Raw genomic sequence first — 16,948 nt, forward strand, 5'->3', positions numbered from 1 at the left:
ACTTGCCGGTTTAAAAATCAACCAGTTTTTTTAAAGGTACTTCTAAAGCTTTAGCAATTTCTAAAAGAGAATAAATAGTTGGATTAACCTTTCCGTTCTCCAACTTTTCAAGTGCTTGTCTATCCTTATCACAAGCTCTAGCCAAATCAGATTGACTCCAACCTTTCTGGCTTCTTAATTCAACTATACGCTGACCGACTTTCTTTTTAAGTTGCTCTTTGTCCACAAAACATGTATCAAATAGTTATATGATAGTTTTACCTCCTGTGTAAACCCTTTTACTAATTATTTTTATTAGAGACTAATAATTCTCGAACGTCCACATCCAGGACTCTTGCAATATGAAATAAAGTTTCAACACGAGGTTGCATTTCATTTCTACACCATTTAGAGATAGTAGTACGGTTCATTTTCAATTGACCTGCTAACCAATTATTGGTTTTCCCTTCTTATGCTAAAACCGCTTTAATACGATTATAAACTTCCTTATTCATGATAAATACTTATCGTTTATAATCAAATAACCTACTTCTTTTTTCATTTCTCTTTTCGCACTTGAGAGGAGAGGGAATTTTTATATACTTTCTTTTCATTCATTCTTTTGATTGTCATCCTTTGTTGAAACTAGTAATATCCTAACATCAACATCTAATACATTTGCAATCTTTCGGAGAATTTCAATACTTGGTTGCTTGTTATTATTACAGTAGTTTGTCACTATTACATAACTTTTTTCAATCTTTTCCGACAACCATTTTTGAGTTCTTCCTTGTTCCTTTAATACTTCCTTTATTCGGTTCATTTTGACCATTTACAAGTCATTGTAAAGTTTTTTATATGGTTAAACAATATAAATTACTACCATATTTTAATCACTTTATATTATTGTACCAAATTACAGTATAAAAACATATTGTAAAATATTATAAAATAATATATATTTGTATTATATTACAATATATAAATTGACAAAAATGTTATGAACAGGAGATACACTAAGGCTGATTTAGAAGAAATTGTTTTTATTCAACTCGAAAATCTTAATGCAATGCATGATCTATTAAGTATCATGAAGCACCAAAATGAGTTGTTAAATTCTACCAATAAGAAACTAAAAAATATAATTATTGGATCAGATCAAAAGGTATATCCTGTTCGGAAAAGAAATCGAAAACCATAATCTGATTTTTTTAGTTCAAAAAGCAATAATTATACAAAATAATTGAATTACAATGCTTTAAACCAATTTTAAACGACTACAAACGGTTACAAACGAAAATAAATACTTCCTAACCGAATAGAGATGGTATCTGGTTATATGTTTGTGGTGTTGAAAACAATGAGTAATCAGAGTACTTTTTGGATTCTTCAAAATTATAAAAGACCTGAAACGAATCAGGCATGGTATTAACTGTTTAACACGAAAAAATTAAATTATGAACACGCTAAAAAACAAAGTACAGTTGATTGGAAACTTAGGACAAGAACCCGAAATCGTAAACCTTGAATCTGGTAAAAAGCTTGCCAAATTCTCTATCGCGACAAATGATTATTACTACAACAAGCAGGGTGATAAAATCACAGAAACGCAATGGCATAATATCGTTGCCTGGGGTAAAACCGCAGACATTGTAGATAAATATGTTAATAAAGGACAAGAAGTAGCTATAGAAGGTAAGCTAACCTCTAGAAGTTATGAAGATAATGAAGGACAAAAAAGATATATTACAGAAGTAGTATGTAAAGAATTGCTAATGCTTGGCAAACAATAGCCGTCAATAAGTATAGCCTAGAATATAAAAAGCCGCTTAGTAAAAGTACTAAACGGCTTTTCTATTGTTGGAACAGTAACATTTATAACTTAACTCCAACTCCTAATCCAAATATCCATGGATTGATATCCACATCGGCATCTACAGTTGCTCCCAAAGCTGTCGTTGCATTAACAGTCGCATCGGTGCTTAGAAATACTTTTTTAACGTCTACGTTTAAGAACCACTTGTCATTAAGCATATAATCAAACCCTCCTTGAAAAGCAAAACCTAAAGCGGTGTCATAATCAACATCATCTGCTATCGGACCTTCATCTGCTCCATAAAAAAGTGTAAGATTAACACCTGCTCCTAGGTAAGGAACAAAATCTCCACCAGTAAAGTGATATTGCCCAAGTAAAGTTGGAGGCAATAACCAAACATCTCCTAAGTCAATATTTCCTGCTGCAGTACTAACTGCTTCTACATCATGCTTTGTGGTTGCCAAAATTAGTTCTGCAGACCAATTTTCTGTGAAAAAATAAGTAATATCCAATTCTGGTACAATGGCAGTAGAAATATCTACATCACCACCTATTGCCTCTATCGTTGCACTCTCATCGGGTGATACAACAATTCCTCTTAGCCTTATTTGCCATTTACTAAAATCAGTATCATCAGATTTTTCCTGCGCATAAGTAAAATTTGATAAGCTTAACAGCGCAACCATTACAGTAATTATTCCATTTTTCATCTTGAAAGAATTTAAAATTATTTAGCAAAAATATAGACAAGAAACAGGGGCAAATATGACCATTATCATTCTTGAAAAAACACGATATAGCGCTTCAAAACAACCTGTTTTAACTACCTAAAAATCAACTAATTTCAGGCAAAAAACCTTATGTTAAAAAAATGGGTTTTTCAAACATATTTCTAAAGCACTTCTCCCCTATTGTTAATTTTTTCAAAAAAAAGCTAAAAGGGTAAGATTTAACATATAAGCACTAGAAATAAATAACAAAATATCCCCGTTTTCTACAGATAGAAAATGGGGATATTATTTTAAAATCTATATATTAGTAATGAGTATGGATCGTTACATTAACTCCAATCAAAAACACTTTCATACCATTTTTTAAGAAACCTTGGTTTCCTCAGAAGTTTCTTTTTTTATCTCTAGAAGTAACTGCTCCAAAACTTTATTCGAGTTACGTAGTTCTTTTAAAACAGTAGATTTTATATCCTGAAACGAATTGGTAATACTATCAAAAAGAGTATGATAATAATCAACTCCACTTTTTAGATTGTTTGTAAATGTCAACAGATACTTTTCTTGCTTTGCAGTCATAGCATCTTTGGACTCTTCTATTTTCTTTTTAAGATACTCTATATATATGTTTAATTCTTTTGTAAACATATTTGGTCGGTCGGTTCTATCAATCATATTTAATCGTCCGTAGATATGACTAGTAATTTCATTAAGATTCATTTCTTTAGAAAAATATGCCATATTAGGTCCAGGACAGACAGAAACTCCTTCTCCTTCTTTTTTAGTTTCTAAATCATATGCTAATAAAGCAGAAGTACCTAAACCAACACAGGTACAAGATTTTTCAACGATCGCATTATATTTCTTTTTATACATTTCTGGAGAAAGTTCTTCTTTATCCAACTCTTTTATTTTTAAATGCTGATATTCTCTCGAGGCAGTACAGATTCCTGTTTCCTTAAATTCTTTGTTTAGCGAAACAAATTTTTTAGGGCACGAACTCCCAGGTCTTCCTTTTTGGATCAGCACTTCTTTTTCTTTATCCTTAGTATTTCCCTTAAGGTTGTTAAAAGGAATCCCTAAAGGAGAAATATCGCTTAGATATAAATCATCTTCTTTGGCATCAATTAGTTTATTTATCGTTGCTTTATCTACTGTTGTAGCCTCAGGAACTAATAAAAATGGTGTTCCCCACCCTACAGAGTCTACATTATAGTTATCAATCAAAAATTGATGTTCTTCTGCTGTGCCTACTCCTCCTTGCGCTGTGATTTTGAGAGATAGTTTTGTTTGGGGAATTGTTTTACCATTGTTTTCGAGTGTTTGTATTAATAATCCCTGGATAGTTTCTCCAAGCTCTTCTCGTTTTTCTTTAAATTCTTCGAGTACAGGTCCCAGTAAGTGTCCATCTGTAGCAAATGCATGTCCTCCACAGTTTAATCCAGATTCTATCCTATATTCTGATACCCATAGACCTTTTTTGGCTAAAAACTTACCTTGAATCAAAGCTGATCTATAATCACTAACCTTTAGGATAATTTTCTTTTTGATCTCACCTTTTTCGTCAGGAAAAAAATCTTCAAACTGCTCCATATATGCATAGAGTCTTGGATTCATTCCGGCTGATAGTACTATAGATGATGACAGATCACTATTGGCATATCCCCGTAATGCAGCATGGGCATCATTATATTCTATAGGCAGTTTTTCTTTATTCACATAATTATCTTTGTCAACTTTGGTCATGATATTTACATCAATGCTTCCCATTGATAAATTATCTTTTACCCAAGTTTTTATTTCTTCAACATTAAAATAATTACTAGTTAAGTTTTTGAATTCCTGCTTTATATCCGAAGTATCAGGAAGCATATGAAAATACTCCTTTATACTATTACTTGTTTCTATTGTAGCATTCTTTAACTCTTCAAACTTTTTTTCGGCTAAGTCATTGATTAAATTAAGATATGAAGTAACTCTTTTGGCTCTAAAATCATCGGTTTTATTAGAAATTTCCTGATAAGGGATCTCATACTTACTACAATACATCTTTCTTATCTTCTCAAGAAGAATATCATCAACCAACGATACGACAGAATCTATACCATACTGAGATACCTTAAGAGGTGTATCAATGGTAAAACCTATCCCCATAACAGGAATATGAAAAGAATGATCATTCATAATTATTATTTTAAAAATATGAATAAGGGTGTAAATAATAACAATGATTATTTAGTCCTTATTAAATAACGAACTACAAATGTTATTTATTCCAGAGAGTTAGCATATGACATTTATCATATATGCTATCGAATAAAAGAAGTATCAGGTAATTTTATCATATCCCTCTAGGTTGGTAACTCCCCAATTATCAAGCTCTTCTTGACTCCAAAGCTCAGGAAAAAAAATCCTTCTTTGATATCTTGGGTGCATATATTTGTGCCAATCACTACCTCCTGTTGCCTCTACATTTACCTCGCCAGAATCCAAATACTTAGCTGCCGCATTATAATGATGCATCACCCAATCAATATTAACAGTGTGATCATAATGACGCATAGCGTTAATAAGATCCTTATTTTTTTGATATGCTTCTGGTAATTCTTTAAACTTAGTCCAAAGATTGATGGTATTATACTCTTTCATCCATTCGATCAATTCTTTTTTGTATTTATCTTCAAAATTGATCATTAATTTATTCTTTTTCCCTGTTTTATGATCTTTCCCGGCAACTTGCCAGTACATATTATCAAAAGCATGCTCATATGGTGTATCTCTATTGATCGTTTTTCTAAATCTAAAATCAATCAAATTAATCAACTCTGTAGAGGCTATTTCTATTTTTCTATACTGACCTGACTGAAAACCACTTGCCGGAGTGAGTGTATCTCTAAATTTCATATACTGCTCAATCTCCATACCTTCACTCATAATATCAAATGAGTTAGAAAGCATATCAAAATACCTACTGATTCGCATTAGGTGCATTTCGAATTTTTTGGGTTCAATATCTTTGGCATGCGAGATTTGCCCCATTTCCCACAGAATCATTTTAAAAAGTAATTCATTGATCTGATGATACATAATAAACACCATCTCATCGGGTAGCTGCGTGCGCTGGGTTTGTAAGCCCAAAAGTGCATCTACTTGTATAAAATCCCAATATTTCATGGGTTCTGCATACAATAATCCTGATAGATGTACATTGGGATCTTGTCCCATTGCAGCATATTTTTTATCGATTGCGTCTAATAATTCTTCTCTATTCATAATAATTAAGTAAATGTTAAGCTAACCTCAATATCATTTTGCTTTGTATTTATAAACAAAATCATTTGAGTTGATGATACTACCAAAAAATATAAGCTATTACGAAAAAGGAGATTTTATATTGACATAGTCAGCAACATTGCGCAGTAAAATTGCGGATAGATTTATATAAGAAGTTTTATGATACATTATAAAGCCTTAAATATTGCTGGCACTAAACTATCAATTTTGTTTTTTTAATCCAAATACTATCACAAAAATGAGTACTAACAAACAGACCTTGTAAGTTTTTAAACACTTGCAAGGTCTGTCCATCATTTTTTTAGGATATGCTTTACAATGTACCTCTTCTTTCTTGCTCTGCTTCAATAGACTCAAATAAAGCTTTGAAATTGCCTTTCCCAAAGGACTGTGCTCCTTTGCGCTGAATGATTTCAAAAAATAATGTGGGTCTATCGGTTAGTGGTTTTGTAAAGATCTGAAGTAAATATCCTTCATCGTCTCTATCGACCATAATACCGTGCTTCTTAAGGAGCTCTATATCTTCTGCTATCTCTCCTACTCGATCCCCTACGGTATCATAATATGTTCCTGGGACATACAAAAACTCGACTCCTCTTTTTTTCATTTCACTCACGGTAAACACAATATCATCGGTTGCCACTGCAATATGTTGGCATCCTGCACCGCCATAAAAATCGATATACTCTTCTATTTGTGACTTCTTTTTCCCTTCGGCAGGTTCATTTATAGGAAATTTAATCCTACCATTGCCATTGGTCATCACCTTGCTCATCAACGCGGTATACTCTGTAGAAATATCTTTGTCGTCAAAAGAAACCAATTGAGCAAACCCCATTACTTCTCTATAAAATTTACCCCAAACATTCATTTGTCCCCAATCTACATTACCAACCATATGGTCAATATATTTTAAGCCACAGCTTGTTGGATTATAATGAGATTCCCATTTTTCAAACTTTGGAAGAAATGTGCCTTTATAATTTTTGCGTTCAACAAATACATGAACCGTATCTCCATACGTATGTATTCCTGCTCTAACCACCTCTCCGTGCTCATCTTTTTCTGTTCTGGGTTCAAAATACGATTTTGCGCCTCTTTTTGTAGTTTCTTCCCAGGATTTACGAGCATCCTCGACCCATAGTGCTATTACTTTTACTCCATCTCCGTGTTTTTGAATGTGTTCGTATATTTCGTTGTTTTCTCCTCCTGGCATCGGTGTGGTAAAGACCAATCTTATTTTGTCTTGCACCACAACATAAGAGGTTCTGTCTTTTAAACCTGTTTCTAAACCAGCATAGGCTAATGATTGAAAACCGAGTGCTGTTTTGTAGAAGTGAGCGGCTTGTTTTGCATTTCCTACATAAAATTCTACATAATCTGTTCCCAGAAGTGGTAAAAAGTCCTCTGCTTCAGGAAATATCTTTTCTAAACTATAATTATAATTTTCTACGTTTTTTAAATCTGACATGTTATTGAGTTTTTAAATGAAAAGTCTATTTGATTTCCCATGATTTATAATAATCATCTACCTGCAAGTTCATCGCTTCTTCTGTAATCATTACGGGATTAAAAGGATCTATCATAACTGCAAGTTCTTCGGTAGCTTTTTTACCAACACTACGCTCTATCGCACCAGGATGTGGTCCATGAGGGATACCTCCAGGGTGCAAGGTAATTTGTCCTTTTTGTATGTTATTTCTACTCATAAAATCACCGTCTACATAATAGAGTAATTCTTCAGAGTCAATATTGCTATGATGATAAGGGGCTGGTACTGCCTGTGGGTGATAATCATATAACCTTGGAACAAAGGAGCACACGACAAATCCGGCAGCTTCCCATTGCTGGTGAATTGGAGGTGGTAAATGAATTCGCCCTGTAATGGGTTCAAAATCAAAAATAGAAAAAGCAAATGGGTAGTTAAATCCATCCCATCCTACCACATCAAAAGGATGATTTGCATACGTATATTCCCATAACACATCTTGTTTTTTGGAGATGATCTTAAATTCTCCTTTCTCATCATGAGTTTTTAGGTTTTGAGGTAACCTAAAGTCTCGTTCGCAAAATGGTGAATGTTCCAAAAACTGACCATAATTATTTCTATACCGCTTAGGGGATTCTATGGCACTCGATGACTCTATAAACAAGATTCTATTGGTTTCGGTATCAAAATCTATCTGATATGTCGTTCCTCTTGGTATAATCAGATAGTCACCATACTTAAACGAAATATCTCCATACATTGTTTTTAACACCCCCGAGCCAATATGAATAAATAGCATTTCGTCTGCATCACTATTTCTATAAAAGTAATCCTTCGAAAATGATGCAGGAGCAGCTAAACCAATTCTTAGATCGTTGTTTGTAAACAATATTTTTCTGCTTTCAAGATATTCTTCTTCTTTGGGTAATGAAAACCCTTGAAAGCTCATTGCTCTCATATTTTTATCAATTGCAATCTTTGGAGCAATATCCTTTCCTCTTTTGATCTCTGAAACTACAGTAGGAGGATACAGGTGATAAATAAGTGACGACATCCCTGCAAAACCTGCTGTTCCGAATAATTCTTCTTGATATAATCCTCCTTTGGGATTATTAAAAGTAATATGTCTTTTATGGGGGATTTCACCCAATGAATGATATCTAGGCATAGATAATAGTATTAAAATGATTAAATGATATGATAAAACTTAAGGTTAGGGCAAACCTTATTCGGGATCTCTCTTAATAAGAAAGTGTAAGTAGATTAATATGTACATCCATTGAGAATTCACAACCCAAATAAAACTATAGTATTTTAGAAAAAATATGACATATATCATATTATCATCAATTTAGGGATATTTCGAACTGTGTTATAGAAAGGACACACAACTATTTTTTTATATGATCAAAACAAACCAACCATATTCCAAAAAAATACTCAATAATTTTTTACATTAATACTCGGATAAATTCAAAAATTGTCGTCTGAGGTAACTTTTCAGAAAATTGTCCAATATCCCTATTGCCAAAATTCACTACTTTTAACAATATCAACCAATTGGCCACACCTTGAACACATATACTAAATATTGGTTTTTAGATGGATTTAATCTCTTTAACAAACTTAGTAGATCAGCTATTATGCGTATATGCGAGACTTTGGAGATGAAAAATATGGATAAAGGGAAAACCATCCAGCTTCTTAAAAACGATAAAAAAAGTGTGTTTTTTCTAAAAAAAGGAACCATAAAAATTGTTGATGAACATAACAATACCGTAAAACACCTTGTAAAAGAAGGAAATATCTTTGGAGAACTCTCCTTGTTTGATAATAGTGATACTATAGAAGAACAAGCAATAGCTTTAGAAGATTGTATCATTTGCTATATCAAAGTTCATGATATGGAGAAAATCATGCAAGAGCATGACTCTTTAAAAAATGGAGTGTTTAAAATATATGGTCTGCGGATTAAGAAACTAGAAAGAAGGCTTAGTGATTTATTATATAAAGATAGTGCAACCAGAATTACTGAATTTATAACAGATTATATCAAAGAGTTTGGTGAAAATAAAAAGGACAGGATTATAGCCAAAAACTTATTATCACATAAGGACATATCACATCTCACTAACACATCTAGGCAAACAGTTAGTAATGTAATGAGCTCTTTAAGAAAAGATAAAATTATTGACTATAGCTCACAATTTGTTTCGATGCCTATAAAACGAAAAACATGAATAACTCTTTGTAAAAAAACACTTCTGCAAAAGGGCTTTTGATCATAAACATTCTGGCTAAAAACATTATTGTATTTGAACGGAGTATCACATATAGAAATCTTACAATGGATAAATCGTATGGCTATGAATAGTGGTACACCCACACCATATACGTACAATTTTCATTATGAATTGTCTTGCAAAACAACGGTCATTCTCTTTTTTGAATAAGCATATAGCATGTATAAAAACTAAATACTATGGAGCATTGGTACATTCCGGCAACTATAATCCCTGGCATAGGGCTTTTGATATTATCAACTTCTAACCTTTTGGTTAGTCTAAGTACAGAACTTAAGGTCTTGATCACAGAAGACACAGCCAAAGAGATCCTTATAAAACGTAAACTACAACAACTTAAATTACTAAACAGCGCTATGGTTTTCTTATATATTGCTGTTGCCAGTTTTGTTATTTCGACACTGGTTTCAGGAGTATCCAAGACTGTAGAAACTAATTTTGACTCTGCGATTTACATTACCATAATGGGTATTACTAGTGCACTACTAGGTTTAATTGCACTAATAATATACTCCTATAGAGCAGTCAAAATCAGGCAAGACCAGTTCAATAACAAATGTTAACTACAAAAAAACAGATCATGACTTCAGAAAAAGAAATCGTATGGCATAAAGTACTAAGTCATAAAAATAAGCTGCCAGAAGGAAGAGTACAGACAGTTACCGCAGGTCATCAGGGTATATGTCTTACCCACTTTGAAGGGAAGTTCTCTGCGCTAGACAATCGATGCCCTCATCAAGGTGGTCCTTTGGGAGAGGGGTCTATAGAAAACGGGCTGCTTCGTTGCCCTTGGCATGGGTGGGATTTTGACCCTTGTACGGGGCTCCCTCCAGGAGGTTATGACGATGGAGTAACCACTTTTGATATCAAAGAAGAGAACAATGCTATTTATGTAGGTATCCCAGAGGAACCCCCTCATGAAGATACTGTTTCTGATGTAATGATCCAAACCATGGTTAACTGGGGAGTAAACACTGTTTTTGGAATGGTAGGTCATAGCAACCTAGGCGTTGCTGATGCTATGCGAAGACAAGAAAAAGAAGGAAAGCTTCGTTTTTTTGGTATTCGTCATGAAGGGGCTGCTGCATTTGCAGCTTCGGGTTATGCCAAATTAACGGGCAAGCCAGCAGCTTGTTTTGGAATTGCTGGTCCCGGAGCAACCAATATGTTTACAGGAATGTGGGATGCAAAAGTAGATCGAGCACCTCTTCTTGCATTATCAGGGCAAGTAAATACTCAGGTAGTTGGTACAGGAGCTTTTCAGGAAGTTGACTTAACAAAAGCTTTTGATTCTGTTGCCGAATTTAATCACGCAGTGTCTCAAAATTCTAATCATAGTGAACTCATGTCCTTAGCGGTTAAAACTGCACTTATTAAAAGAGATGTATCACACTTAACTTTTCCTGACGAGGTTGCTTTTGGTAAAAAACCCAATAGAGCAAAACCACAAACTCCAGAAAACAGGATTACCTCTTTTGATATATCACCTCCAAAAAACATGGTAAACAAGGCTAGTAAAATGATTCTTTCTGCTAAAAGACCTGTTATCATAGTAGGATACGGAGCACGCTTTAATATGACAGATATCATCGAGTATGTAAAAACTCTTAATTGCCCAGTGATTACCACTTTTAAAGGAAAAGGATTAATCGCCGATAATCACGAACTAGGGTGTGGGGTTTTAGGAAGAAGTGGTACACCTATTGCCTCATGGTTTATGAATGAAAGTGATCTTCTTATTGTTTTTGGAGCTTCTTTCTCTAACCATACAGGCATAACTCCAAAAAAACCTATTATTCAGGTAGATTTTGATCCAATGGCACTGAGTAAATTTCATAAAGTTGATGCTTCCTTATGGGGCGAAATTTCTGAAACACTTCATATTCTTGCTAAAAAAACTAAAGGAAAAACGAATACCATAAACCAAAAACCTGAAATACAAGAACGTTGGAAGCTTTGGAAGGCAGAAAAACAAAGTCGCCTTGAAGACTCAAGCAATAAAGGTCTGAGCTCTATTGCTGTTTTTGAAACCATGAATAAGATTACTCCATCAAATGCGGTGATTGCCGTAGACGTAGGAAACAATACTTATTCGTTTGGAAGATATTTTGAACCCAAAAACCAATCTATCTTAATGTCGGGTTATTTAGGTTCTATAGGATTTGCATTACCTGCAGCGATGGGGGCATGGGCTGCCCAAGGACATGAAAGACCAGTATGGTCTATATCCGGAGATGGAGGTCTAGGGCAATACTTAGCAGAGATCTCCACATTAGTTAAATACGACATGAATATTAAACATATAGTCCTCAACAATAGTGAACTTGGTAAAATATCCAAAGAGCAACGTGCTGCAGAATTAGATGTTTGGCAAACTTCTTTGCACAATCCAAGTTTTGCAGCGTATGCAGAGAATTGTGGTGCTTTGGGAATACGAGTAGAAAAACTAGAAGACTTAACTAAAGGCATGGAAAAATTAAGAGATCATAATGGTCCTGCACTTCTCGAAATAATAACCGACGTAAATCTTATATAATTATGCTACAATCTTTCAGTATCATTTTTGCCATTGCAACTTTTTTTAATTTTGTAAATTATAAGTGGCTCAGGCTACCTACTACTATAGGTTTACTCCTTATGAGTCTGGCAACTATTATAATTATAACGATTAGTAAAAGTATTATCCCAGAATTTTATCAATTTTTTTGTGATATTGTAGCCAATTCTGACTTTAGATCTTTGCTATTGGATGGGATTCTAAGTTTCCTTCTTTTTGCAGGAGCCTTGCACGTAAATATAGATGATCTGGCAAAAGAAAAGTGGCCAATTCTTCTATTTGCTACACTAGGAGTACTCATCTCTACGTGTATTGTAGGTGGGATAACTTTTTGGGCAGCACAATTCATTGGTCTTGACCTCCCTTTTTTACATGCCTTATTATTTGGAGCCTTGATCTCCCCTACCGATCCTATTGCAGTTATGGCTATTCTAAAAAAAGCTAATATCGCAAAAAGTCTTGGAATCAAAATTGAAGGAGAATCCTTATTTAATGATGGTATTGGGGTTGTAGTTTTTTCTGGCATTTTAATTCTAGCAGGAATGGAAGGACATCATATAGAAGACTCTATCACTACAGAGGTAGGAAAACTGTTTCTCGAAGAGGCAGTAGGTGGGATCTTGTATGGAGGAGTACTAGGTTTTATTGGTTATCAATCTATCAAATCCGCTAAAGATAATCCTCAATTAGCAGTAATGATAAGTCTTGCTATTGTAATGGGAGGATACGCATTTGCTTCTCTTATTCATGTTTCTGGACCATTGGCTATGGTAATAGCCGGAATGATCATAGGAAACAAATTAAACATTGCCGAAAACAAAGGAGCAACACAAAAAATGCTTAACGAAATCTGGGAAGTTCTTGATGATGTTTTTAACGGTATTTTATTCGTATTGATTGGATTAGCCATTCATTTATTAAAATTTGACCCATATCATCTCATTTTAGGTTGCATTGCTATTTTGATCGTGTTACTATCTCGATTTATCTCTGTGTTTCTTCCATATTCTTTATTAAAACATTCTGAAAACAGTCCTATAAAAACGGTAACCATATTAACCTGGGGAGGACTTAGAGGTGGTATTTCTATTGCTTTGGCATTGAGTTTGGCAGATAACCCTTCTTCAGAAATAATTCTGTATATAACTTATGTAGTGGTGTTATTTTCTATTATCGTGCAGGGACTCACAATTGGTAAATTGGTAAAAAGGTTGTATAAATGATATCGAGAAAAACAAAATCTATATCAAATTAGTAATCCTGATTATTTTCTCCATATCATTAATCATAATTACATTTTCTTTGATTTCTATAATCTTCTCTTCTTTAAAATCATGTAAAACCCGAACCAACGACTCTATTGATGTACCAACCATACTGCTATGATCTTTTCTGGAAAGCTTAATTCTATTATTATCAAAAAATTTCTCTAATTTTATTATAGATAATGCCGTTCTTTCCCGAACGTTATGCTGAGCCATAACCCTTGAACTATTAATAAACACTCCAAATTCATGACTAATGTTTTGTAATATGCGATCGAGCATATTATGATTGTTTTTTATAATAGACAAAAAAATGGTTTTAGGAATTAAAAAAAAACAACAATCTGTAAGACATGCCGCCGAGTGAGAATATGTTTCGTCACAAAGCAAATTATGGTGACCAAGAATTCCGTTTTCTTTTACTAAATGAAAAATGTGCTCCTTTCCATTTAAACCAGTAGCATATTTTTTAACTTTACCTGTTTTCACAATGTAAACCCCCATAGGAATTGCCCCTTCATGAAATAGTACCTGTCCTTTGGTTAACTTAAGAACTGTCTTATTGGTCTCAATCGTATTAATTACATTATCAGGAAGGCACTGCAAAAACGATTCATTAACGAATGAGTATCGCTTATGAGGAAAAAAGACACTAATCATGACTAATATTATTTAGGTACAAGAAAGACAGTACCGTATTTTTTAAAAAAAACAACAGTATTTATGTTAATTTAACGAAAAAAACATATAAATATTGTAAAAAATCATGTGTCAACATTGAATTTTACAAAAAAAGGTCGAATTCTTCAGTCTTGTATTAACTTAGAATTCAACCTCTTTTTAATCCTATTTTAAGAAATCCGTAACTACCTAGTTATCATTAGAACGAACCACTCTTCCATTTAATGCTTGTAACGGTCTGAAGTTTTCATGCATAATATGCTCAAATCTCTCCAACTGCTCATGTGAAGCCTCAATAGATTCTCTTACTACATACCAAGTAACAATTTCTGAACATGCAGGAGTAGTTAAAGAACCACTATAGGTATAAAAATCCATACTACTCGGAAAGATATTTTTTATATGATATTCATCATTGCTTACATAATGATCACCACCTTCGCTTGGAAGATTATCCATAAATTGAGATAAAACTTCATTCTCTACTCCTGCGGTAAAGAAAAGCCCCACAACCGCCAATAAGCCTGTAACTGGATCTTGATGTACTAAATGCATTTCCATTGGATATCTATATCCATCTACTGTATGCTCACTACCTGTATGAAAATGAAACTGTAATAGATCGTAATCAATATTATTTAATGAAGCCGAACTACCTGCACTATAATTAAACTGAATGGTATGACCATTATTAATAATCTCTGTAGTACTTGTTTTATAATTGGTATTGATGTTATTAATACCATCATCCCCATATATAGAACTGGTAATTATATTAATAGGAGATTGCGAATTACCTGCGCAGTCTTTCCAGTCTTCTCCACAAAGATCTGCCCAAAAATCTGGACCAGATGGTCCTTCGTAGTCAAAATGACAATCTGAGGATGAACGCCCAAAAAAACGATCCCCCAAGGCTGTTTCATCTTTTTCATTAATCTCTTGGTTAACAATTTGATCTTGAATATCAGTTTTTTCACTCTCACAAGAGCCTAATGCTAAAATTAGAACTGAAATGAATAAATACTTTAAGTTTCTTGTTTTCATAATAAGTTGAATTTGTGTTTACTAATAACTCAAAAGTATTGGATGCTTCTAATTAAATGCCCTGTATTCATCAAACAAACGATTGATTTAAATCAATTATTTGTTTGATAAATTACTACCTAGATAATCATTACTTTATTCGAAATTGGCAACCCTAATCAACTTTTTTATATTTCTTATTATAATCTTGCTCTTTTTAATATCTATAACCTCTTCGTTTTTTAAGTCATGCAATACTCTAATCAAAGACTCTACAGAAGTCCCTACAAGATTGCTATGATCTTTTCTTGATAGCTTAAAACCATCATTCTCATCAAAAAACTCATCTAATTTCATTATAGACAAGGCGGTTCTTTCTCTTACATTATATTGAGCCATGATCTTAGAATCACTAATAAACACACCAAAATCATGGCTCATGTTTTTCAAAAGACTAAAAAAAATCTCTTGATTATTCTCTATCATCGAAAGAAAAATTTCTTTAGGAATTAAATGAAATAAACAATCCGTTAAACAAGCAGCAGAATGGGAATAAACCTCTTTGCTTAGCAAATTGTGATGACCAAGAATCCCATTCTCCTTAAGTAAATAAAAAATATGTTCTTTTCCTCTTAACCCTGTAGCATACTTTTTTATTTTCCCTTTTTTCAATATATACACACCATTAGGGATAGTGCCTTCATAAAATAAGACTTGCCCTTTCTTAAGGTTCATTGGTATTATATTCTCTGTTATCGAAAATAAAATATCATCGGGTATTATTTTATAAATATCAAAACCTATAAAAGAGTATCGTTTATGAGAAAAAAGAGAGTTAATCATGCTATTAAGTTGAGATTTGTTTTTGTAAAACAGGTATAACCCAAAACACCCTACTTTCTCCACTAAAAAACCTCAAGTTGTCTAATGTAATTCAGTTCAAAAAAGTAAAAGTGGTGATACACTTTAATGAATACTACCACTCGAGCTGATAAAATGGTCTTTCCATTTGATCCCTAACCATATGGAGAGCACCCCTTGTCATGAGGGGGTGTAGGCATACTTTTAAGGGGTAAAACTAATCGAAGTTATAGTTATGATTTCTTTGAGAAAAAAATGTAAAATCATCAAATGAAAAATTTTAAATGATACATTCTGAAGTATCGGTGAGAAAGAAAATTTTACTGCGGTAAATTCAAAGTAAACATGGTATTGTACTATTGATAGCGGTTCATAAAAAAACTGCCTGAATCATCTTCAGGCAGTTTATCATATTTATTAAAAAAGATGTATCCCTATTTCTTAATGAATTTCTGACTGATCTCTCCTTTTCTTGTTTTGATAACAATAAAGTAAACACCAGCATTTAGTTTGTCGATAGCATAGGTTGCTTTTTCAGATGTAAAAATAACGCTGTCAACAATTCTTCCGAACATATCTCTGATGATTGCCTCTGATCTATGAGCATTGGCGTAGTTTGGATACTTGATGTGTAATACACCCGACTCTATTGGATTTGGGTGAATACTTAGTTTTTCAGAAATAGTTTTGGTCTGATCAGCTAGTGCCGTGTTGTTTCTTTGAGCAAGAGCCACTACGGTATGTGGATTGTCTATAGTCACAAGACTACCTCCCGCAGGATTCCATACATCAATATTGGTCGGCAGTACAAATAAATTAGTATCGCTTAGTTGCCCTACACTGTTGGCATTATCTACTTTGACAGTTCTAAGTTCTATTTTGTTTTTATCAATCCATAGCCACTTAAACTGATTAAATGAACCAGCTGCTCTGGTCCAGGTTTTGGTATCAG

General features: G+C 33.4%; 17 protein-coding genes and 1 pseudogene. 6 read left to right on the forward strand and 12 right to left on the reverse strand.

Features of this window, described 5'->3' with window-relative positions; all coding sequences use genetic code 11:
- Positions 1–10: 10 nt before the first annotated feature.
- The 3 genes and pseudogenes from C1X07_RS23915 to C1X07_RS23925 form a co-directional block, all read right to left on the reverse strand.
- The gene (locus tag C1X07_RS23915; protein WP_103072580.1) at positions 11–226 is read right to left on the reverse strand and encodes a helix-turn-helix domain-containing protein; all 216 of its coding nucleotides are present in this window, start codon (positions 224–226) and stop codon (positions 11–13) included.
- A 55-nt stretch (positions 227–281) separates the two neighbouring features.
- Positions 282–425: pseudogene (locus C1X07_RS25335) on the reverse strand (helix-turn-helix domain-containing protein); the annotation flags it as partial.
- A gap of 164 nt (positions 426–589) precedes the next feature.
- Positions 590–802 (reverse strand): helix-turn-helix domain-containing protein, encoded by a 213-nt coding sequence (locus C1X07_RS23925; RefSeq protein ID WP_103072598.1) that lies wholly within the window; start codon positions 800–802, stop codon positions 590–592.
- Positions 803–979: 177 nt separating this feature from the next.
- Here C1X07_RS23925 and C1X07_RS23930 point away from each other — a divergent pair, with 177 nt between their 5' ends.
- Both C1X07_RS23930 and C1X07_RS23935 read left to right on the forward strand, forming a co-directional pair.
- Entirely contained in the window at positions 980–1,180 is a 201-nt protein-coding gene (locus C1X07_RS23930) for a hypothetical protein (protein WP_103072581.1), read from the forward strand.
- Positions 1,181–1,436: 256 nt separating this feature from the next.
- The gene (locus tag C1X07_RS23935) at positions 1,437–1,772 is read left to right on the forward strand and encodes a single-stranded DNA-binding protein (protein WP_103072582.1); all 336 of its coding nucleotides are present in this window, start codon (positions 1,437–1,439) and stop codon (positions 1,770–1,772) included.
- A gap of 82 nt (positions 1,773–1,854) precedes the next feature.
- On the opposite strand, the gene C1X07_RS23940 is transcribed toward C1X07_RS23935, so the two are convergent.
- The 5 genes from C1X07_RS23940 to C1X07_RS23960 all read right to left on the reverse strand — a co-directional run bounded on the left by C1X07_RS23940 (position 1,855) and on the right by C1X07_RS23960 (position 8,474).
- A complete protein-coding gene (locus C1X07_RS23940; RefSeq protein ID WP_103072583.1) occupies positions 1,855–2,505 on the reverse strand; it encodes an OmpW/AlkL family protein in 651 nt (216 codons plus the stop codon).
- A 384-nt stretch (positions 2,506–2,889) separates the two neighbouring features.
- Positions 2,890–4,707 (reverse strand): hypothetical protein, encoded by a 1,818-nt coding sequence (locus C1X07_RS23945; protein ID WP_103072584.1) that lies wholly within the window; start codon positions 4,705–4,707, stop codon positions 2,890–2,892.
- Positions 4,708–4,851: 144 nt separating this feature from the next.
- Positions 4,852–5,796: a tryptophan 2,3-dioxygenase family protein gene (locus tag C1X07_RS23950; RefSeq protein WP_103072585.1), complete on the reverse strand. Its 945-nt coding sequence runs from the start codon at positions 5,794–5,796 to the stop codon at positions 4,852–4,854.
- Positions 5,797–6,130: 334 nt separating this feature from the next.
- Entirely contained in the window at positions 6,131–7,288 is a 1,158-nt protein-coding gene (gene hppD, locus C1X07_RS23955; RefSeq protein WP_103072586.1) for a 4-hydroxyphenylpyruvate dioxygenase, read from the reverse strand.
- 25 nt (positions 7,289–7,313) lie between these two features.
- Positions 7,314–8,474 carry a homogentisate 1,2-dioxygenase gene (locus tag C1X07_RS23960; protein ID WP_103072587.1) on the reverse strand — a complete coding sequence of 387 codons (1,161 nt, stop codon included), beginning with the start codon at positions 8,472–8,474 and terminating at the stop codon, positions 7,314–7,316.
- 403 nt (positions 8,475–8,877) lie between these two features.
- Here C1X07_RS23960 and C1X07_RS23965 point away from each other — a divergent pair, with 403 nt between their 5' ends.
- The 4 genes from C1X07_RS23965 (at position 8,878) to C1X07_RS23980 (ending at position 13,389) form a co-directional block, all read left to right on the forward strand.
- Positions 8,878–9,546, forward strand: coding sequence for a Crp/Fnr family transcriptional regulator (locus tag C1X07_RS23965; protein ID WP_206604275.1), 669 nt, complete (start codon positions 8,878–8,880; stop codon positions 9,544–9,546).
- A 242-nt stretch (positions 9,547–9,788) separates the two neighbouring features.
- Positions 9,789–10,172 (forward strand): DUF2721 domain-containing protein, encoded by a 384-nt coding sequence (locus C1X07_RS23970; protein WP_103072588.1) that lies wholly within the window; start codon positions 9,789–9,791, stop codon positions 10,170–10,172.
- A gap of 17 nt (positions 10,173–10,189) precedes the next feature.
- Positions 10,190–12,145, forward strand: a complete 1,956-nt coding sequence (locus C1X07_RS23975; RefSeq protein WP_103072600.1) for a thiamine pyrophosphate-binding protein — start codon at positions 10,190–10,192, stop codon at positions 12,143–12,145.
- A gap of 2 nt (positions 12,146–12,147) precedes the next feature.
- Positions 12,148–13,389 (forward strand): cation:proton antiporter, encoded by a 1,242-nt coding sequence (locus C1X07_RS23980; RefSeq protein ID WP_103072589.1) that lies wholly within the window; start codon positions 12,148–12,150, stop codon positions 13,387–13,389.
- 18 nt (positions 13,390–13,407) lie between these two features.
- Here C1X07_RS23980 and C1X07_RS23985 read toward each other — a convergent pair whose 3' ends face one another.
- The 4 genes from C1X07_RS23985 to C1X07_RS24000 form a co-directional block, all read right to left on the reverse strand.
- Complete coding sequence (locus tag C1X07_RS23985; RefSeq protein WP_103072590.1) at positions 13,408–14,091, reverse strand: Crp/Fnr family transcriptional regulator; 684 nt, start codon at positions 14,089–14,091, stop codon at positions 13,408–13,410.
- Positions 14,092–14,301: 210 nt separating this feature from the next.
- Positions 14,302–15,156 carry a carbonic anhydrase gene (locus tag C1X07_RS23990; protein ID WP_103072591.1) on the reverse strand — a complete coding sequence of 285 codons (855 nt, stop codon included), beginning with the start codon at positions 15,154–15,156 and terminating at the stop codon, positions 14,302–14,304.
- 135 nt (positions 15,157–15,291) lie between these two features.
- Positions 15,292–15,978, reverse strand: coding sequence for a Crp/Fnr family transcriptional regulator (locus tag C1X07_RS23995; protein ID WP_103072592.1), 687 nt, complete (start codon positions 15,976–15,978; stop codon positions 15,292–15,294).
- A 452-nt stretch (positions 15,979–16,430) separates the two neighbouring features.
- Positions 16,431–16,948, reverse strand: a 518-nt coding sequence (locus C1X07_RS24000; protein WP_164914248.1) for a T9SS type A sorting domain-containing protein, incomplete at its 5' end; no start/stop codon positions are given.

Source organism: Aquimarina sediminis (genome assembly GCF_002895435.1).
Taxonomy (GTDB): Bacteria; Bacteroidota; Bacteroidia; order Flavobacteriales; family Flavobacteriaceae; genus Aquimarina; species Aquimarina sediminis.